The following is a 19102-nucleotide window of genomic DNA, read 5'->3' as shown; positions in this document are numbered from 1 at the left end:
GGATGTGCTCGACACAGGCGCGTCGGCGCGCGGGGCTCAGAAGTTTCCCCGGGACGCCTCCTGCAGGATCAGCTTGTCGAGGGTGAGATCGGCGATTGCCTTTCGAAGCCGAGCATTCTCGGTCTCAAGACTCTTCATCCGTCGAACTTGATCCGACTTCAGGCCGCCAAACTCACGCCGCCACCGGTAGTACGTCACCGAACTCACACCGAGCGCGCGGATTGCATCGGCCACGCTCTGGCCCTGTGAAATCAGCACGTCCGCCTGACGTAGCTTCGCGACGATCTCCTCGGGCTTCGGGTGCTTTGCCATCTCGTCCGTCCTCCAGGCTCAAAAGCCATACCAAAGGGCGGACCACTTCAATGGGGGCGGACCACAATCCCTTGCAGTGCAGGGAGGCCTCCGCCAGCCTTGTGGCTGGTTCGGCTCCGCCCCGAAGCGTCGACCCTAGTGAGTCGAGGCATATGTAGAACACGATACAGGCGACCGTCCAGCGATTTCTACACGGTGCTGGAAAGTCGTTTTAGGCGGTGCATGAAAGCCACACCTGATGATGGGGATCCGGCCGTTTCCGCTCGCGGTGCCGCGGAAGCGCGCGCCTCTCCGGCCCGCGCGACGGCGGAGTTTTTCGGGCGTTTGCCGCGATCCAGGGCGCAATCTCGTAGTCGCGAGATCATGCCCTCATCGCGCGACCGAGCACGGCCCAGGGATCGCGATTTCTGCCACGCTCTAGGCGCTGCGCGAACTCCTCGGAGCCGACAATGGTCTCCAGCAAGGCCGTTCGCGAGACTCGCGCGGTGAGATAGGACTGGATCGCGCTGGGCTCGGGCGCCCTCTCGAGAAGCCATAGGTAATAGAGCGTGATCTGCTGGCGTGTGAGCGCGTTGGGCAAGAGCGCCATCCGTTTCCAAGAGGTTAGGCCAGATTGGCCCTTACCAGGCGTGGCGGTGCGGGACATCGCGACCCCAGTGCTGGTTACGACCGTGTTAAAATTCGATCAGCTAGGCTTGCGACCCAGTCAGGGCGAACTCTCGGTAGAAGCGGGTTCTCCCACCTCTTGTGTCGCCGAGAGATCTGGAAAGGCGGTCCCCGTGAAGATCTCTGGCTCGCTCTCGAACAGGACGCTGAACGTTTCTGGGTCATAGAAGCGCATGATCATGAGCAGGAACTCACGCGCTTCAAGCCCATAGGCATTCGCCCAGACACGGATCTGATCCGGCGGAACGCGCCCTCGTCCGGTCTCGACCTGTGAGACGAAGGTGTAGAGCGGAGACCCGATCTCGGCCGAGAAGGTCCTCTGCGAGTGCCCAGCCTTCTCGCGCAAGTGCTTCAGAAGCTTGCCAGCCTCGCGACGGAGCTCCTGCGTCTCAGACGCCGACAGCTTCTGCGCGTTCGTGTACATTGCTTCTCGCTTCGGAAAACACGCGTGTGACGTAGATTATACTCTTTGCTAAAAGCGAGATAATGCCATGTCAAGACACGTCATAGTGCCAAGAGGGAATGTCATGGGTATGGATTATCCAGGCGTTAAGATGTCATCAGAATTATGCCAAGCCTCGCGACCGTTAACGGCCTGCATTACGGCGAAGTGATCGAATATTTCATCGCATCAACTAATTCAGCACGGATCAAATTCTCTCCAGCGGGCACATCTATTTCCATCTTCCGGAAATCAAAGACATTTTTTGACACTAGCCGAGGTTAAAATGCAAATCTCTGAATGGATTTTCTAAATAAATATTATAATCCTGCTGCCATCACATGTTTTGATACGTGTATCGCCTTGCTATTTTTCAAAATTATTCCTGAAATAATGTCGACTACCATCAGGCGTCGTAACAATCCTTGTGTCTAGCCGCAGATTTACGGCGGTGAAGCCATGTCAAGAAGACCGGTAGTACCTACAGTGCCGCTTGGCAGATCGGATCCGGCATTCGGACCGAATCGGTTCTGTCCGTGGTCTTTCGAGCGGCCGGGGCGGTTGGTGCAACGAGCGGTGGTGTCGCGAGCTTCCTCATCGCCGACAACAAGGTCACCTCTGGCCAATGGGCGGTGACGGGAGGAAATCCGTCGGCATCGAGACGTGGTCGATAGACGGTGGCATCTGAGGCAGGTGTTGGTTGCCTCCCTTTAGCTCAATTTTGGCCATTTCGACCGATCGTGGAACGTGCCAGGTGACGAAGCGAGCGTGATGGATAGGCTTATGGTGTCCCTCGCCAGAGACGCCTCATGCCGCACCTGCCCGCCCGCTTCGCCGGGATCGTCCTGTCGGTCGCTCCGCTGTTCGTCCACCGGTCGTGGCGGCACGCTCAGGCCCTGCTGATTGGTGCGATCCTCTGCAGCACGAGATTACCGGTCTTGCCTTGGGTGGTCTGGCGCGCGACCGGTACGAGGGTCGGGTGCTCGGCCGCAACCGCGTTGAGCAAAGCACGGAAATCAAGTCCCCACAGCGGGCGATCCAACGCCTCGGAAGCGACGACGTAAAGGTCGTCGATCCGCGCGAAGTGCATGATCACGTCGCCATCGAAGCGACAAGAGATTAACCAGGGATCGCCTTCATCACTCAGGCCTCGATCACTAGTTATACGCAGGTTCTGCCTGCGTTAGAGCAGCCTCCACGCAGTAGAGCTCGGCAATCCCCTGTTGAGACCGGTCGCCTTGAGTGATCGGAGCCGGACGTAACAACGAGAGACTGGCGCTTATCTAGTCTGAACTCTGCCCCCAACCCGTGCGATGCAAGCCTTGCCCAGCTCTGCTGCCGAGTCTGATCATAAACCCGTTCCGTTCAATGCTCATTAAACGAGTGCCCGAGCGCCTCGAAGAACGGCGAGACGACATAGCTTAGCGCAGTGCGCTCACCCGTGGTGACGATGACCTCGGCCGGCATCCCAGCCACCAGCCGGCCTTGCATCATCTCGGGAATCTGCAGCTTGCTGATCTGAACGATGCCAAGAAAATAGGGCTGGCGCGTGGTCTCATCGATGAGACGGTCGCGCGAGACGGTTTCGAGATTACCCAGGATCGTCGGGATGCGTCGCGAGTGGAAGCTCGGGAACTTGATTTCGGCCGGCATCCCGGCATGCACCGTCTCGAGGTCGTTGGGCGCGAATTGCACATGTACGACGAGCTTGTCGTCGTCGGGCACAATCTCCATCAAGGGCTCACCTGAGCGCACAACCTGGCCGATTGTGTAAACCTTGAGACTTTGCACAACCCCTGAGCGGGGCGCACGCACCTCGAGACGTCGTAGGACGTCTTGAGCAACCGCAAATTTCTCGCGCAGCTCCGCACTTCTCTGACGTGCTTCCAAGAGTTGGCCAGCGATCTCTTCCTGCAGCTTTTGGCGCAGTTGCGTGATCTGCAAGCCCGTCTCGTTGATACCGTTCTCGGCTTTGGCCGTGTCGGCGACCGAGCGGCCGATGATGCCTTCAAGGCGCGTACGCTCCCGCTCCATCGAGAGGAGCCGGTTCATTGGGATCAGGTTTTTCTCGCGCAGCTGGCGTAGGCCAACGAGCTCCTGGTTGATGAAGCCAACCTGCTGCTCAGTGGCTGCCTTTTCGACACCAAGCCCTGAAATTTCGTTCTTCAGTTGGCGCACCCGCGACTCGAGGAGTTCAATCTGTCCGACGAGTGAGCCGCGTCGCTCTTTGAGCTGGGCCGTTTGGTCAGCAATCACACGCGCCACGCCGGGCTCGGTACGACGCGCCAGGATCTCTGGCGGAAGCTCAAGATTATCCTGACTGTCCCGCTCGGCCAGGAGTCGCGCCTCCTGGACTAGGGTGGCGTCGAGCTGGGAGCGGAAGAGGTCGACGCTGGCATTTGCCTGAATGGGATCGAGCCGAAGCACCAGATCGCCCTCGTGCACGGTCTGGCCTTCTTTAACCAGGACTTCGCGCACCATGCCCCCCTCGAAATGCTGCACGACCTTGCGGCTGTTCTCTACCGCGATCGTGCCGGGGCTAACCACCGCTCGGTCGAGCCGGGCAACCGCCGCCCAGGCGCCCATCACGCCGAAGGTCGAGAAAATCAGCGCGTATCCGGCGACCGCGTGGTGCTTCCAAGTCGTCAAGCGGGGCGGTTTGGCCGGGCGCAGATGAGCCCCCGTGGGATCGCCTCCGGCCACGACTGGGTCGTTGCGAGTCAGACCCTGCTGAACCTTAGCTGTGGTGCTCGTGAGACGTGCGCGCAGCGCTGGAAGTTTGATGCTCATCGCTGTCTCGAAATTCCTGTCGCCTGATGCCTTGTCGTCGGCCCGCAGCCTACCCGGCCGCGCGCTGGTCTTGCATACCAAGACGTCCGTTCACGGGTGCGGCACCGGGAGACGGAACGGAGCGTGGGCCCGCCACCTGGCCGAGGATCTGATCGCGCGGCCCGTAGGCCTGAACGGTACCGGCATTCATCACCAGCACCGTGTCGACCGCGGACAGGATGTTGACCTTATGCGTCACGATCAGGATCGTGGTGCCCATCTGCTTCAACTCTTGAACGGCCCGCATCAAGGCTTCCTCGCCCGCCGCGTCGAGACTGGCATTCGGCTCGTCAAGGACGATGAAGCTCGGGTTACCGTACATGGCGCGGGCGAGCGCGATGCGCTGGCGCTGACCGCCCGAGAGCGCGTGGCCGCCGCCACCGATCTGGGTGTTGTAGCCGTCGGCCAGACTCTGGATCAGTTCGTGGCAGCCTGCCTTCTTGGCGACCGCAATCACTGCTTCCTCGTCGATCGTGTCGAAACGAGCGATGTTCTGCGCGACCGTGCCGGCGAACAACTCGACATCCTGGGGCAGGTAGCCGATATGGCGGCCGAGCGCCTGCGGATCCCAATGCGTAATCTCCGAGCCATCAATGCGCAAAGCCCCGCGCGCGATCGGCCAAACGCCTGTGACGGCGCGCGCCAGGCTCGACTTGCCAGCAGCTGATGGGCCAACAACACCTACCACCGTACCAGGCGCGAGCTTGAAGCTGACACCCTGAAGGATCACCTGCGTCTTACCAGGGGCGCCAACGAAAAGGTTCTCGGCCTCGATCTGGCCATTAGGCCGGGGTAGGTTCATGCGCTCAGGCTCGGGTCCAACGAGCTCAATGAGCTTCTGCAGGCGCCCGTAGCTCGCCCGAACCGCATTGAACCCTTTCCAGTTCGCAATGAGCAGCTCGACCGGAGCCAGAGCCCGCCCAATGATAATTGAGGCCGCGATCATCGAACCGGGCGAGATCTCGCGATTGATCGCGAGATAAGCGCCGACGCCCAGAATTAGCGTCTGCAGGAACATGCGGACGAACTTCGTCCCCGCAACAATTAAGCCGGCTCGGTCGCTCGCCAGCGCTTGGAAAGCCAGCACTTCATCGTGGCGCTGGCTCCAGAGGCCACGCAGCGCCCCCAGCATGCCCATCGCCTGCAGCACCTCGGTGTTGCGCAGCGTCGCCTGCGCGTACTGGCCGGCGGCGTTGCTGGCTTGGCTTGCGGCAGCGAGTTCGCGCTTGGTCGCGACCTCATTAAGAAGGGTCAGACCAAAGATGATGAGCCCGCCGACGATCGCCATCCAGCCGAACCAGGGGTGCAGGACAAAGCAGGCGAGCAGGAAGACCGGCGTCCAGGGTGCGTCGCAGAAGGCGAGAAGCCCACTGCCCGTGAGAAACTCACGCACCGTGTCGACGTCGCGCAATGCGATGCCGTGGCCACCTTCAGGATTCCGTAAATTCCCTCGATGGACCGCCGAGAAGATCGGGCTGGCAATCTTCTCGTCAAATAGCATTCCAGCCCGCACAAGAATGCGAGAGCGCAGCATCTCGAGAAGCGCGTAGACCACGAGCGCAAAGGCCGCTATCAGAGTGATACCTACGAGTGTCGTGACGTTGCGGCTCGACAGCACCCGATCATACACCTGGAGCATGTAGAGGGGACTGACGAACATCAGAAGGTTGATGAAGAAGCTGAACACGATCGCTGTCACGAAGACAGGGCGCGTCGACTTGATCCCCTCTTTCAGGACCGAAGACGCACCGCTCGCATCCCTCATGTTCATACCCAATGACCTTGTTCTTTAGCGGTCTGCGGCGGATCTACGTACCCGCAGGCGCTTCTATCTATCACGATCATTCCAGCGATGCAGCCGCAAGAATGAGGATATTCAAACTTGAAGCAGTAGCTGCCGATTCGATCACATAAATTTGTAATCCAGATAGACAAGTGTGATGTCACTAAGATAAGTCTGGTTGTGGGAGAGCTGTCTCCGCGTCGGGGCCTAGGAACATAATTGGGTAGTCGAATGTTCGATACAGATTTTGGAAGCGGACGTTTCCCTGCCTAAGTGGTATGTTCGAATTAAGGACACCTGTTGCGAAGAAGGCACGCGGCCGGCCAGACGAGCCGCCCGAGATCAGCCACGGTCAATCTGCCAGCCAGAGCGGCCCTCGGCGAGGCCCGTTTCCCAAAAATGGACGAGGGGGTTCACGCCGGCGGCATCCACGTCTGGATTAAGCGCGTGATATCCTTGGGTGCTGAAGGACTCGCAGGGGGCGCGGCCTTCGCGCCAACCATGCTCTAAATAATGACGCATCGGATCGATACCCAGGGCCGCGACGTCAGGATACTTCCAAAGATAAAATGCCTCGTTAAGCCGCCGATTTTGGCCAGCTGGGCACGGCGGCGGGCAGATCTATTGCGGAATGAAAACATGCCGCCTCTCCTGACAAAGGCCAATGCCTCGCAACTGTTCGCAACGGGGATGGAAGAGGCAATGAACCGGTGCGATTTTGCCCGTCCGTAGCGGTCAGGCCCGAGCGCAGTGGCATACCGTGGTAACGGGCACAAGGCCAGCAACGCGGTGCAAATCTGTTGGGATAAGCGAACCAATCGCTTGGACAGAACTGAGCGGAGGGCATGTTGCTTTTGCTATTCAAAGGCGCGGCCGAATGGATTGCGGTGCTCTGGCAGCCCAACCTTCCCGGACGAGTGCGTAATGTATGCCCAACAAACCAAGTCAACCTCCGAAGAGGTGCAGGAACTCCGCCGTGAGGGGGGGACGCTATGTCCGTGAACTGCGTGAGGCTGCCGGCCTGTCTCAGCGCCAGCTTGCGGCCCTGATCGGCCTGGACTTCTATACCTTTATCTCGCAGATCGAGACCAGCCGCGGGCGTATCCCCCCGGACAGCTACCGGATCTGGGCGGAGGCTTTACAAGTTGATGTCAAAGACTTGGTCATCAATCTGATGAAATTTTATGATCCGGTTACCTCCAGCGTTTTGGATGCCGACCTCACTGATCTCAATTACCGTCCGCACGCTCTATAGCAATTTCATTGTACGGCATAATGTTGTTCGTCAAATAGCGGACCATGTAGGACGTATATGCCGTGAAGTAGTTTTAAATTTCTGCCTGAAATAGTGAATTTTTCGATAGTTATGAATAATAATCAGAGATGGACAAATTCTAGTGCTATAAGCACTGTCAAAATTGGGGAATGCCTCGGGCCTGGAGTTTTGAGGTGTCTCAATCAAGCTCCTGCGCTACTGTGAACTCATGTTACACACCATCACAGCATCTTGCTCAAAAAGGCCTTCAACGCCCTCGCAGGACATCACCGTCAAAGCGAGGGGCGATCGACGCGTTTCATCCTTTCCGGTGGCGAGCTCTCAACGGTCACGGCGCTGAAGGCGGTCGGCGGGGCTACTTCATCGTCTCTTAAGCGCAAGTCCGCCCCGATTTGATCCGCAAAGCGCGGATCATCGCGAAGAGGCACGGTTGCATTGAGATCCGGCAAGTAAGTGAGCATCAACCGCAAATGCGCGGATCATGTTGGATGCCCAGGCACTGCCCAGGTCTACGGATCGAGCGAACACGCAAGAAGGCGGAACAAATTAGCTGGGAAATCGCCCATGTGATGACCAACATCGCTCTTGCACAGGTTGCCCCAGAGGCTCTGCTGGTATTCTGACGCGCTTACTGGCTCGTCGAGAGCCGCCTGCATTAGCGCCGGTACGTGATCCTGCGCAAAAATCACAGCACCATTCCCTTCGGGTTGAGCTCGCAAGCCCTGGCAGCACTACGCAATGCTAGGCTCAAGGTCCTCTGAGACGTCCCGATCGGTCATTAAAACCCGACAGGCCTTGGCCCAAAACAGGAACGCCGCCTAACACGGTTTCCCTTGAATGGCCCTGCGGGGAACGCAGGCTTTGCTTGACGCGCAGGCTCGATCGACCTAGCCGCGGCGGTAGCTTCTTCAAATCGCACGAGAGACAAAGGGCGACCACATGACCAGCAAGCGCGCGCTGATCACCGGCATCACGGGGCAGGACGGGGCGTATCTGGCGCAGCTTCTGCTGTCGAAGGGCTATGCGGTGCACGGGGTGGTGCGGCGGTCGAGCCATGCCGGGGTGTTCGACCACCGGCTGAAATGGCTCGGGATCGAGAACGACGTGGAGCTTCACGACGGCAACCTGCTCGACCTGTCGAGCCTTGCCCGGATTGTTCAGGCCGTGCAGCCGGACGAGGTCTACAACCTCGCCGCGCAGTCGTTCGTCACCGCCTCGTGGCAGCAGCCGCTGCTCACCGGCCAGATCACGGGCCTGGGCGCCGTCAACCTGCTCGAATGCGTCCGCACCCTGAAGCCGGAGGCACGCTACTACCAGGCCTCGTCGTCCGAGATGTTCGGCCTGATCCAGGAGCAGGTGCAGAGCGAGGCGACGCCGTTCTACCCGCGCTCGCCCTACGGTGTGGCCAAGCTCTACGCGCACTGGATGACGATCAACTACCGCGAGAGCTTCAAGCTGCACGCCTCGAACGGCATCCTGTTCAACCACGAGAGCCCGCTGCGCGGCGTCGAGTTCGTCACCCGCAAGGTCACGGACGGGGTCGCGCGGATCAAGCTCGGGCTCGCCTCCGAGCTGCGGCTCGGCAACATCGACGCCAAACGCGACTGGGGCCATGCCAAGGACTACACCCGGGCGATGTGGATGATGCTGCAGCAGGAGAAGCCCGACGACTTCGTGATCGCCACCGGGCGCACCACCACGGTGCGGGACATGTGCGCGCTCGCGTTCTCTCACGTCGGCCTGCCGATGGAGGACCACCTGATCATTGACGAGAAGCTGTACCGGCCGGCCGAGGTCGAGGTGCTGCTCGGCAACCCGGCCAAGGCGGAAGCCGCGTTCGGCTGGAAGGCCGAGATCTCGCTCGAAGCGATGATCCAGGAGATGGTCGAGGCCGACCTGAAGCGTCACAGCGGCCAAAAGGCCGCCTGATGGCTGCGCCCGTCCGGCGCGTGCTTGTCACGGGCGCGGCTGGCTTCGTTGGCCGATACGCCCTCGCGGCCCTTGCCGCGGCGGGCGTCGAGGCGCTCCTCGGGGTCGGACGCGGAACGAACACTGCCCTCCCAGAGGACGCCGCCTTTCGTACACTCGACCTCGCTGATCAAAAAGGCCTAGCGGCCTGCCTGCGGGACTTCCGACCGAGCCACGTCCTGCATCTAGCTGCCCAAGCCTCCGTTGGGCAGGCCGACGGAGCAGGCCTGGAGACCTGGCGCACCAACGTCGTGGGCCTGCTCAACCTCGCCGAGGCCATGCGCATCGAGGCGCCCACCGCCGCCCTCGTTTTTGCGAGCTCCAGCGAAGTCTACGGGCGCGCCTTCCTCACCGGCCAGCCGGTGGACGAGGACGTTGTCCCTCAGCCAGTTGGGGTCTACGCCCGCACCAAGCGTGTGGGTGAGGAAATGCTCGCCGACGTACTCGCGGGAAGCGATGTTCGCTTCATCGTACTACGGCCCTTCAATCACACCGGTCCAGGCCAGGACGAGCGCTTCGTCGTACCCGCCTTCGCGCATCAGATCGCCCGGATCGAGGCAGGCCGGATGCCGCCGTGTCTCGCAGTCGGAAACCTTGAGGCGTACCGCGAATTTCTGGACGTACGGGACGTGGCGCGGGCCTACGCGCAGGTCATTTGGGCGAGCGATAAGCTCGCGTCTGGCACGGTGCTGAATGTCGCCACGGGCCATTCTCGCACGATCGCGAGCGTGCTGGAGGATCTCACGCGACAGGCGCGCGTGCCGTTTGAGGTTGTGGTTGATCCTGCCCGCATGCGGCCCTCTGGGATCCCGCTGGCCTCCGGCGAAGGCGCTCGGCTTCACGTGGCGACCGGCTGGGCCCCACAAGTGCCCTGGTCCGAGACCCTGGCCGCTGTTCTGGCCGACGCGCGGGCGCGCAACGGCGCCTGAGGGAGCCCCCTTCCCGCTCGCTCACACCAAGCCCAGGTCAGAAGCCGGTTGCGCCGGCCTCCAGCGCTGCGCCGCAACCAGCGCTTCAAGGTGCAAGCGACGCCCGATGCGTGGTGATTCCGACTTTGAGACGCGTCCACCTTCCTACGAACAGCACGGATGGCGTCAGAGGACCAAGCTGGCCCGGTTATGCCCGGCGGCAGACTGGATCAGGACACCGGCGTCGCGGCGATCCAAAGCGCTTGGACGACGGCTTGGCCAACCTGATCGGCCAGGCCAATCCCCTCTTCGGTGTCGGGGAAACCTGCGATGAAGGTCGGCCCCAGGCTTGGATGGCCGAGGACGACGACATGGGTCAGCGCGAGGCTGAGATCGCTACGAACGAGCCGCACCACCTGAAGTGGGCCGATCTGCCCATAAACCGTTTGCTCGGCATAGACCTCGCTGACGGGCTGGAAGGAAGGTTGTGTCATTGGCGCCCTTGGCCCCTCGGCCCATGGGGCGGGGAAAATGCCCGTTTACGCGCTGTGATGAGACCTGTCAGCCACTGACCGCCCCCATTGACTTGCCGCTCTCGGCGTCGCCGACAGCGCAACCCATCGACGTTAGACGCGTCTGCTGCGTCACACCGTCGATCAGCCATGCGCTGTCGCCGAGTTGCCTCCTGAAATCCTCAGACCACCTGCCCGACGTACAGGGCGCAGACGCTCGCCGGCGGGCTCGAACGGCACTCCGACATCTGCGTCGTCACACGAGATCGCTCGACCGAATAGTCCCGAGGCGCTTACCGGTTCCTGCCGATCACTGATCGATGGCACTGGCTCCTCAACCCGGATCAGGCCGTCGAACGCGGACCACAGGGTGCTCCTGCTCGGCTCAAGCGCCTGCCGCCCGATCCACGGATCGGCGCCTTTTCCACCGCGGCGCAACCATGCCTGACCGTTGGAGGAGCTCCTTCGAAGGAGTCGACAAAATGGCCATTGATAATGGCACTTATCGCAGATCATTGTGGATCGTTCACGATTGGGCCGCTACGCTCGGTCCATGGAGCTTGACGCCGACGATCCCGACGCCGAACCGCCGCGCGGGTCGGTCGCCCTACCCGTCCCGTTCGTGGAGGCGCTTCCGCCCGGCCTCGACCTTCTGGTCGCGCGGCTGGAGGATCATGCCCGCGCCGCACGCGGCGCCTTCGCCGACAACACGCTCCGCGCGCTGGCCGCCGACAGCCGGATCTTCTCGGCATGGTGTTCGAGCGTCGAGCGGACGATGCTCCCGGCCAGCCCGGAAACCGTCGTCGCGTTCATCGACGCCCAAACCGAAACGAAGTCCCGCGCCACGGTGGAGCGGTACCGCTCGTCGATCGCCGCGCTCCACCGCGCCGCCGGGCTGCCCAACCCATGCGCCGACGAGATCGTCCGGTTGGCGGTGAAGCGGATGAACCGGGCCAAGGGTCGGCGCCAAAAGCAGGCCGAGCCCCTCAACCGAGGCAGCATCGAGCGCATGCTCATCGTGAAGGCGCCTGATCGGCTGCACCGGCGCGTGATGGAAGGGGCGCGCGAGACACCATTGATTGCGCTCCGCAACGCAACGCTCGTCGCGGTCGCATACGACACGCTGCTGCGCCGCTCCGAACTTGTCTCATTATATATAGGGGATCTGGAGCGCGGCGCGGACGGCTCCGGCACCGTCCTGGTGCGACGCTCCAAGGCCGACCAGGAGGGCGAGGGAGCGATCAAGTACCTCGCGCCCGACACCGTGGCGCATATCGAGGCTTGGCTCGCTGCCGCCCGGCTGGACAGCGGACCCCTGTTCCGGCCTTTGACGAAGGGCGGCAGGGTCGGAGACGCCATGCTCGGCGCCGCCGAGGTCTCGCGCATATTCCGGGATCTCTCCGTTACGGCCGGACTCAAACTCTCCCGCCTCCCCTCGGGCCACTCGACACGGGTCGGGGCAACGCAGGACATGTTCGCGGCGGGCTTCGAGCTACTCGAGGTGATGCAGGCGGGTTCGTGGAAGACGCCAGCGATGCCAGCGCGCTACGGCGAGCGCCTGCGCGCACAGCGCGGCGCGGCGCGTAAGCTCGCGACCTTGCAAAATCGGGCGTGAGATCACGCGTCACATCGCTTGATGTCAGAAAATGCTGACTGTCGAGATGATTGACGCCATGAATACGGTGATATTTGACGCCTCCTCGATCTAGGTAAGTCAGTAATGACTGCTAGATTGATAATTTGTCAATCACACCCACAGACCTGGCAGATAAAAGGGGAACTCGTTCGTAAGATAAGCGTCGCAGCGCGCTCGACGCCGCCGGTCGGGGTTACGGGATGACCGCGCGCATCACGAAAACACGGGCCAGCGTGTTGGCGGCCTTGCCGCGCTCACGAGCGGATTTCACCAGGCGCAGAGAGCACAGGTCGGGCAAAGGCTCGGTCAGCGCCATATTTGCGATACATCAATCACCTATCGCCATCTTGGGACAGGGCAGCGATCCAGCGGATGTCATGCTGGTACGGGGGCGTCTTGAGACTGGTTAGAACCTTGTTCGTTGCCGCTTTCGGTGTCACGAGCCTATCGGCGTGTGTCGGCACCGATCCGCAGGCTCATTTGCGGGCGGGATCCGGCGCATCCCTCGCTTCTACGGCTTCGCTCAAGCCGGAAGCGGTCGAGCCTGCGCAACCCCTCACGGCAATAATGCCAGGCGATCTACTCCTTCAGCCAGGACGCGGCACGGCCGGCATCGATCCACAGGCCATTTTTGCGCGTTCTGGCAATCGGGTCGCGCACGACGCGGCGCTGCCTCAGCGCGTGATGACCCATGCGGCGCCCATCGCAGGAGTACCGGTGTCTGGTGGGATGGCAGCGTCGAGCACCCGCCCCCGCACCTCCCCGTTCCTGGCTGCCCGACTAAGTCCGGCTGATACACAGGAGGGACCACTTCCGGCGGTACAGCCAGCCCTGACGCCACTCGCTGATGTCGAAGCGCGCGCCGAGGTCGAGCAGCGTGCCCAGGCTAGTCGAAATCGCCGCTTTGACGCTCAGGTTCGGCGCGCGAGTAGCATCGTGTGCAGCGGATGCGTCCCGACGGCGGGTCGCAGGCTCACGCAGACCGAATCGTCAGCCAGCAAGACAGCCGACTAAAGCGACGCTCGGACACACTCCGGACATTGGGCTGGATCCTACGCTGCGCCCTTCAAGCTTCCTTTCGACACTTGCTCTATCTGCTGTCGCCGACCAGGTTCAGGTCACGGATCAGATTTTCCTTTAAGATCAGGACCTTATCAACATTGTGTGGCTTCGTCAGCCGGATGTGATCGACGATCCCCTGACCGAGGTGCTGCATGCTGGTGCTCGTCGCCTTCTCGCCCAGACGGTCGAGCTTGAGGCCGAGGCTTTCCTGAGGGTGATCCAGGAGCTGCGGCCACGGGATGGACGTACCTGGCTGGTGCGGCACGAACATGGGTCAGAGCGTGAGGTCCAGACCGGGATCGGGCCGGTGCCGGTGGCGAGGGTCCGCGTCCAGGATCGCGACGGAACGGGAGCATAGGATCGGGTTTGGTTCACCTCGACAATCCTGCCGAAGTGGGCAAGGCGCACCCATAGCCTGGATGAACTGCTGCCGGTGCTGTATCTGCACGCCGAATGGGCTTGAGCCGCGCTGCTTGCATCAACACCTGCATCTTCCAAGGCCTAAAGAGCGGCTTCATCGGAATCAGAGGCTCGAAGGATGAGTAGCGGACCGAAGCAGCTCGGAGACCTGCTCGGCGGACTCGACCCGAGCCTCGCCAAGGCCTTCGAAGGGCTTGGCAAGAGCGTCATGGCCGATGCTGAAAGGCAAAAGGCAGCGTCAGAGCCGGCTCAGAGCGGGGCACAGGAGAGCCAGGAAGGCCCCACACGGCGCGTAGCGCCGATCCAGGCCCGCAACCAGGGCAAAGCGCTCACGCCTGCCAGCAGCCAAGCTAATGAGCATCATGGACCTACCCCGGTCCTCACGCAGCAAATTGACTTGTTCATCGCCACCGGCCGGGCTGCAATGCCCAAGGATGAGCTGGCAACTATGGAGCACCCGGTCTACGCGATCGAAGACGGTGATCAGCGTATTCTATCCTACGAACACAATGGTGTGACGTTGGAAGTGACACCGTCGGTGAAAGGTCGCGCAACCATCCATGACAAGGACATCGTGCTTACGTGCGTGTCTAAAGTCGTCGCTGCCGTGAACCGCGGTGAGGCCGTCTCTCGCACGGTGAGTATCAAGGCACACGACGTTCTTACCTTCACCAACCGCAGCACGTCTGGGCGCGGCTACGAGTTGCTGGAACAGGCTCTGGAACGGCTTGCCGGCACCCGCATCAAAACATCGATCGCCACTGGAAAGCCGGCCAGGCGCCGCACCAAGGGTTTTGGCTTGATCGACGCTTGGGAGACGATCACCCGTGGACCAAACAACCGTTTGGAGGAGTTACGGATCACCTTAAGCGAATTTACCTTCGACGCCGCAATGGCACTGGAGGTGCTGAGCATCGACCAAGACTATTTCAAGCTTCGGAAGGCCACTGAGAAGCGGTTGTACGAACTGGCACGCAAGCATTGCGGGAACCAAGGGCGATGGAAGGTTGGCCTTGAGCTGCTGCAAAAAAAGGTCGGTAGCCGTCAACCCCTGTTCAAATTCCGGGCGGCTGTCCGTGGTATCGGAGAAGAGGGCTCCCTACCGAGTTATCACCTAATCTTCTTGCACGCTGACGACTCCGTCGTGTTCTACGGCCGAGGCGATGCAGGCTTGGCAGCGATGGAGAGCGACTTGGTCAGCCTTCCGAAACCCAAGGCAGAAGGATCTCGCCGCAAGTCCGTTCGCCGACCAGCCAAGAAGGAGATCTAGTTCGTCACTCTACGGATAAATCATCGTAAGATGCTGATATTAAAAGTTTTTTGAAAAATACCATGGGCCTACCAGATTCATTCTTGACATAAAAAGTAGGGTTTTGCAGCGACGCCCACCAGGATTCCATCCGGCGCGGCGCGCCAGGGTGCTGCAAAGATGCAGCTTCGTCACTCTAGCGATGTTTGACTCGGCACCCTGCGGATGAAGGTTCGTCACTCTGCGGATAACGCGCTTCGTCACTCCGCGGATAAATACCCCTTTTTTTCACAGAAAAAACAAGCGCTTACCGAAGCCTAACAACACGCGCGCGTCTTTAACTTATTAACATATTTCTTAACGTTGTGGATGGAGGCTTGATAGTGAGGAAAACACCACCCTGCCTCTCACACGAATTATCTAAAAGAAACAACCCAGCACCGCTTAAACTCCGTCAAAAGATAAGAGGTTCTAGAGTTCGGATTCACAACCGATATCTGACAGTGGAGGCAGGGTAGACAATAGCAAATTAGCTAATGTCCAAGCGATCATATCACGTAGAGATGCAAAATAAGTCTTTGATTAGACCGAACATGCGCTCAGTGGCATTGCAACCGCAAGTCGTGAACTGGCGAGAAAAATGGATCCCAATGCTTGTTTACTTTGAATAATATTAGGGACTGCTCCCCTCGCCTCGATTTGCCACCGCATGGTGTCGCTGTTGTGCCTTTGTTAGTGGGGGACAATGCGGCAGGTGGGCAAACACGCCAATAGCAGCACGCCAGGCTTGCAGTCAGCGGCTTTTCCGTCAATCAACAGGAAGGTGAGCGGACAGCAGCAACGATCGGTAGCCGCATGGATCTTGGTGGTGCGCCTGCTCCGCTTCCTTCGGCAGGCTCAGGATGAGGCAGCCAATGGCTTGGTTCTGCTCCCCCTTTTACCCCTGAAGGAGCAGCGGTGCTCTTTCAGGGCGGTCGGATCGATCAGCACTTGGGAGAGTAGGCCCCCAGCCTAAACGAGCGTCTCAAACATCCTGACTCAAACACCCTTAGCAACCCAGCGTACGAACCTATTGTAAAAGATCTTTTTCGGCCCATAGACCTCGCGCGATACATCGGTCCAGCGGCAACCACTTTTCAGCATGTGGACGATGCCGCTGATGACACACCGATCATCTAAGCATGCCTTACCACGCGGGTCGGTGGGCAATGCGGGGCGATCTTCGCAAACTGCTCATCCGTAAACCAGAAGTGATCCCTAGGCTCCTCCTGCAAAAACCCTGGGCCACACTCATGCGCTCTACCGCCTCAACACACTACTCCCGATACAAGGTCTGCATCCGTAGTGACGATGAATGTGACACAAGCTCCTGCCCGTGCGAGGGCTCGCTGAACGTCATCCTTGGCAGGTCGCTTCCTCCATATCGCCGTGCTAAGCGGTTAGCATGACGCGCTGGCTTGAAATCACCCTTTTCATCTCCATGATTGTACTCGCAATGGTTATCTACTGGTGGTTCACCCGAGAAGCGCCACCGTTTGGTGGATTGGCGCAGTAGTTGCGACTGAGGCCGACTGTAAGGGCCTGTCGCAAACGCGAAGGCGTCTTCATTCACGGATCATTAGCTACACCTGACGTGCATGCCGCCTCCGCTTTGGAGTCGGCCCATGATCCTGTCCGGTATCGCTGCCAAGCTGAAGCAGCGCTCCATGGCCGATTTCAAAGTAAACTTCCGGTCAAGGCCACGGTCGAGGGTATCGCGCTCCGCGCTGGAGCCTGACCATAATGCTGGCGTTAAAGTCGGCGGGCCGGGATGATGCGGTTCGAGCCACTGGAGAATGTCGAACAGTGGCGGCGCTGGTGATCCCATAATTCTGGCGCTTTCGATGCAGATGATAGCATACGAGAATTCGGAGCCGTCATGCCCGCGATTGACCGGAAAATGGTAACTAGACCGCTCCAGAGAAGCCAGATGGAGTCCTACCTCCACGTCCTGCATGCATTGATGCTGCGGGACATGCGCACGCGCTTCGGCGGCTCGCATTGGGGCTACATGATCACCGTGCTCTGGCCGGTCGTGCATATCTTCATGCTCGTGCTCATCTACGTTCTACGCCATGTGCCCGCGCCGATCGGTGACAGCCGTGCGTTGTTCTTCGCGAGCGGCGCAGTGCCGGCACTAGTATTCCAGTACGTCTCGCGCGAGGTCATGAAGGCCGTTATTACCAACCGTCCGTTGACCTACTACCCTCAGGTCAAGCTGTTCGACGTCATCTTCTCCCGTATCCTCGTGGAAATCGTCACCGGGTTCCTTGGGCTGCTCACGGTGTCGGCGATCCTCGCAGCTGCCGGCATTAATCCGATACCAATCGATCCGTTCACATCGATGTGCGGCTATCTCGCTGCCATCCTGCTCGGCCTCAGCTTCGGCACGATCAACGTCAGCATCGTCGCCTTCTTCCCGGCCTGGATGATGGGAAGCATCCTGTTCACCGTCGTGATCTATGTTACCAGCGGTGTGATGTTCCTACCAAACTTTCTTCCAGACCAAATCTATGATGTTCTTAAGTACAACCCCGTCGTCGGGATTATTGAATGGGTCAGGCTTGGATACTACCCTGATCTACCAATAACAGTCGATTATTTCTACATCATTTTATTTTCTCTTTCGCTTTTAACGATTGGGCTATTTCTAGAAAAGCACGTCGTCCGAAAAAGAACTTGACTCTAGTTGGCCTGCTTCCTGAAAAATAGCGCCTCGCCAAGTTTTATGGATTAGGCTGCGAGGAGGAACCGTCGGCGGAAGAGAGCGAGGTTGGCGCGGCCGTACGTGGCGCGCTTCAAGAGCTTAAGATGCCCGATCTGCCCTTCAGCCTGCACGGTGCGGAGCAGGAGGTCATCTTCTGCCAGATGCGTGAGCCTGGGCGGATCGGCCTGTCGAAGTTCACCGACATGAATGCCGCCGGCATCACCATCGCCGGCATCGCCCTCGATCGCCGGCACTACCACTTGCGGCTCGCCTACTCGGGCTTCGAGCATGCCCATGTGGTGCTGAGCGGCGAAAGCTTCGTCGCGCTCGCCGAGAAAATGCAGAACGCCCTTTAGAGCCTGGGTGGCGTGCCCGGCGAGCATCGCACCAACAGCCTCTCGGCCGCCTCCCGCAATCTCGACGCAGACGCAAGCGCCGACCTCACCCGCCGCTACGAGGCGCTCTGCGCCCATTACGTCGTAAGCGCTCGGTGGTGGACCTTGCGGGTCAGGCGGCCTGAGCGGGTCCCTTCAGCAAGGTCCAGTTCCACTGTAGCAGTTCGCCCAGGCGTCAGGCCGGACGAGCGCTTCGTGCTGCCATCCTTCGCCGGCCAGATCGCGCGGATCGAGGCCGGCTTGGTGCCGCCGGTGCTGGAAGTGGGCAACCTCGCCGCCGAGCAAGACTTCCTGCCGGTGGGCGACGTGGTGCGAGCCTATGCCGAGCTGATCGATCGCGGCGTGGACATCGCCGACGGGTCGGTGTTCAACGTCGCCTTGGGGCGGCCGCGTAACATCGCGAGCGTGGTGTCGGACCTGTGGCGGCACGCGCGGGTCGCGTTCGAGGTCCGGGTCGCGCCGGACCGGATGCGCGCGTCCGAAATCCCGGTGGCGACTGGCGACCGGCTGGACGCCCCGGAGCGACTGGGACGATGCGATTGCCGACGTACTCGATCACGTTTGAATGACGTTAGACTGAATGAAACGATGAGCTGGCTGGAATATATGGACAGAGTTTCGCCCCCTCCCATGGCGTCGCTGACGATCCTCCCCGTGATCCTGTGCGGTGGCTCGGGCACGCGGCTTTGGCCGATGTCGCGCGAGAGCATGCCCAAGCAGTTCGCGCGGCTGGTGGACGCGTCGGAGTCGACGTTCCAGGCGACCGCCCGCCGGGTGAGCGACCTCGCGACCTTCGCCCGGCCGGCGGTGATCGCCTCGGCCGAGTCGCGCTTCATCGTGGCCGAGCAGTTGGCGCAGGCGGGCATCGCCGGCGACATCATCCTGGAGCCGGAGGGAC

Annotated in this window: 14 protein-coding genes and 4 pseudogenes; 9 read left to right on the top strand and 9 right to left on the bottom strand. The window is 60.6% G+C overall.

What is annotated here, in order from left to right; translation table 11 throughout:
* From FV222_RS03965 to FV222_RS03940, 6 genes and pseudogenes are all read right to left on the bottom strand, one after another.
* Window positions 1-312 (bottom strand): annotated as a pseudogene (locus tag FV222_RS03965) (transposase); the annotation flags it as partial.
* A 361-nt stretch (window positions 313-673) separates the two neighbouring features.
* On the bottom strand, window positions 674-892 hold the full coding sequence (locus tag FV222_RS03960; protein ID WP_187277211.1) for a hypothetical protein: 219 nt from the start codon (window positions 890-892) through the stop codon (window positions 674-676).
* 126 nt (window positions 893-1018) lie between these two features.
* Window positions 1019-1402, bottom strand: coding sequence for a helix-turn-helix transcriptional regulator (locus FV222_RS03955; RefSeq protein ID WP_147813056.1), 384 nt, complete (start codon window positions 1400-1402; stop codon window positions 1019-1021).
* A 907-nt stretch (window positions 1403-2309) separates the two neighbouring features.
* On the bottom strand, window positions 2310-2516 hold the full coding sequence (locus FV222_RS29330; protein ID WP_187277210.1) for a hypothetical protein: 207 nt from the start codon (window positions 2514-2516) through the stop codon (window positions 2310-2312).
* Window positions 2517-2785: 269 nt separating this feature from the next.
* On the bottom strand, window positions 2786-4210 hold the full coding sequence (locus FV222_RS03945) for an HlyD family type I secretion periplasmic adaptor subunit (protein ID WP_147813052.1): 1425 nt from the start codon (window positions 4208-4210) through the stop codon (window positions 2786-2788).
* Between the two features lie 49 nt (window positions 4211-4259).
* Window positions 4260-6020, bottom strand: coding sequence for a type I secretion system permease/ATPase (locus tag FV222_RS03940; RefSeq protein WP_246685320.1), 1761 nt, complete (start codon window positions 6018-6020; stop codon window positions 4260-4262).
* Between the two features lie 988 nt (window positions 6021-7008).
* Between FV222_RS03940 and FV222_RS03930 the strand changes: the two genes are divergently transcribed.
* The 3 genes from FV222_RS03930 to FV222_RS03920 all read left to right on the top strand — a co-directional run bounded on the left by FV222_RS03930 (window position 7009) and on the right by FV222_RS03920 (window position 10205).
* On the top strand, window positions 7009-7287 hold the full coding sequence (locus FV222_RS03930) for a helix-turn-helix transcriptional regulator (protein ID WP_246685319.1): 279 nt from the start codon (window positions 7009-7011) through the stop codon (window positions 7285-7287).
* A gap of 960 nt (window positions 7288-8247) precedes the next feature.
* Window positions 8248-9237 carry a GDP-mannose 4,6-dehydratase gene (gene gmd / locus FV222_RS03925; RefSeq protein ID WP_147813050.1) on the top strand — a complete coding sequence of 330 codons (990 nt, stop codon included), beginning with the start codon at window positions 8248-8250 and terminating at the stop codon, window positions 9235-9237.
* Window positions 9237-10205, top strand: a complete 969-nt coding sequence (locus tag FV222_RS03920; RefSeq protein ID WP_147813048.1) for an NAD-dependent epimerase/dehydratase family protein — start codon at window positions 9237-9239, stop codon at window positions 10203-10205. Before gmd ends, FV222_RS03920 begins: the two co-directional genes overlap by 1 nt.
* Window positions 10206-10414: 209 nt before the next feature.
* Here the strand turns inward: FV222_RS03920 and FV222_RS03915 are convergent, their stop codons facing one another.
* Window positions 10415-10678, bottom strand: a complete 264-nt coding sequence (locus FV222_RS03915) for a hypothetical protein (protein ID WP_147754088.1) — start codon at window positions 10676-10678, stop codon at window positions 10415-10417.
* A 571-nt stretch (window positions 10679-11249) separates the two neighbouring features.
* Here FV222_RS03915 and FV222_RS03910 point away from each other — a divergent pair.
* Window positions 11250-12311, top strand: coding sequence for a tyrosine-type recombinase/integrase (locus FV222_RS03910; RefSeq protein WP_147813046.1), 1062 nt, complete (start codon window positions 11250-11252; stop codon window positions 12309-12311).
* 214 nt (window positions 12312-12525) lie between these two features.
* On the opposite strand, the gene FV222_RS31820 is transcribed toward FV222_RS03910, so the two are convergent.
* Entirely contained in the window at window positions 12526-12648 is a 123-nt protein-coding gene (locus FV222_RS31820) for a hypothetical protein (protein WP_281406866.1), read from the bottom strand.
* Window positions 12649-13429: 781 nt separating this feature from the next.
* Between FV222_RS31820 and FV222_RS03905 the strand changes: the two are divergent.
* A pseudogene (locus tag FV222_RS03905) lies at window positions 13430-13839 on the top strand (IS256 family transposase); the annotation flags it as partial.
* 93 nt (window positions 13840-13932) lie between these two features.
* Window positions 13933-15084, top strand: a complete 1152-nt coding sequence (locus FV222_RS03900) for a replication initiator protein A (protein WP_187277209.1) — start codon at window positions 13933-13935, stop codon at window positions 15082-15084.
* Between the two features lie 508 nt (window positions 15085-15592).
* Here FV222_RS03900 and FV222_RS03895 read toward each other — a convergent pair.
* A pseudogene (locus FV222_RS03895) lies at window positions 15593-16337 on the bottom strand (IS5 family transposase).
* A gap of 695 nt (window positions 16338-17032) precedes the next feature.
* Between FV222_RS03895 and FV222_RS03890 the strand changes: the two are divergent.
* The 3 genes and pseudogenes from FV222_RS03890 to FV222_RS30950 form a co-directional block, all read left to right on the top strand.
* Window positions 17033-17785 (top strand): ABC transporter permease, encoded by a 753-nt coding sequence (locus FV222_RS03890; protein ID WP_246685318.1) that lies wholly within the window; start codon window positions 17033-17035, stop codon window positions 17783-17785.
* Between the two features lie 146 nt (window positions 17786-17931).
* Window positions 17932-18285: pseudogene (locus FV222_RS03885) on the top strand (IS21 family transposase); the annotation flags it as partial.
* 114 nt (window positions 18286-18399) lie between these two features.
* A partial coding sequence (locus FV222_RS30950) for a sugar phosphate nucleotidyltransferase (protein WP_246685321.1) occupies window positions 18400-19102 on the top strand: 703 nt, incomplete at its 3' end.

It is taken from the genome of Methylobacterium sp. WL103 (assembly GCF_008039885.1).
In the GTDB taxonomy this organism is placed as follows: Bacteria; Pseudomonadota; Alphaproteobacteria; order Rhizobiales; family Beijerinckiaceae; genus Methylobacterium; species Methylobacterium cerastii.
Note: the sequence above shows the minus strand (reverse complement) of the source record. Positions and strands in the feature narration are given on the sequence as shown.

What these genes read in the sequence shown, in the direction of transcription:
- FV222_RS03900 (WP_187277209.1), top strand. Translation starts at nt 13,933, where the DNA reads ATGAGTAGCGGACCGAAGCAGCTCGGAGACCTGCTCGGCGGACTCGAC.
- FV222_RS03940 (WP_246685320.1), bottom strand. Translation starts at nt 6,020, where the DNA reads ATGAACATGAGGGATGCGAGCGGTGCGTCTTCGGTCCTGAAAGAGGGG.
- FV222_RS03945 (WP_147813052.1), bottom strand. Translation starts at nt 4,210, where the DNA reads ATGAGCATCAAACTTCCAGCGCTGCGCGCACGTCTCACGAGCACCACA.
- FV222_RS03910 (WP_147813046.1), top strand. Translation starts at nt 11,250, where the DNA reads ATGGAGCTTGACGCCGACGATCCCGACGCCGAACCGCCGCGCGGGTCG.
- FV222_RS31820 (WP_281406866.1), bottom strand. Translation starts at nt 12,648, where the DNA reads ATGGCGCTGACCGAGCCTTTGCCCGACCTGTGCTCTCTGCGCCTGGTG.
- gmd (WP_147813050.1), top strand. Translation starts at nt 8,248, where the DNA reads ATGACCAGCAAGCGCGCGCTGATCACCGGCATCACGGGGCAGGACGGG.
- FV222_RS03915 (WP_147754088.1), bottom strand. Translation starts at nt 10,678, where the DNA reads ATGACACAACCTTCCTTCCAGCCCGTCAGCGAGGTCTATGCCGAGCAA.
- FV222_RS03955 (WP_147813056.1), bottom strand. Translation starts at nt 1,402, where the DNA reads ATGTACACGAACGCGCAGAAGCTGTCGGCGTCTGAGACGCAGGAGCTC.
- FV222_RS03890 (WP_246685318.1), top strand. Translation starts at nt 17,033, where the DNA reads ATGGAGTCCTACCTCCACGTCCTGCATGCATTGATGCTGCGGGACATG.
- FV222_RS03920 (WP_147813048.1), top strand. Translation starts at nt 9,237, where the DNA reads ATGGCTGCGCCCGTCCGGCGCGTGCTTGTCACGGGCGCGGCTGGCTTC.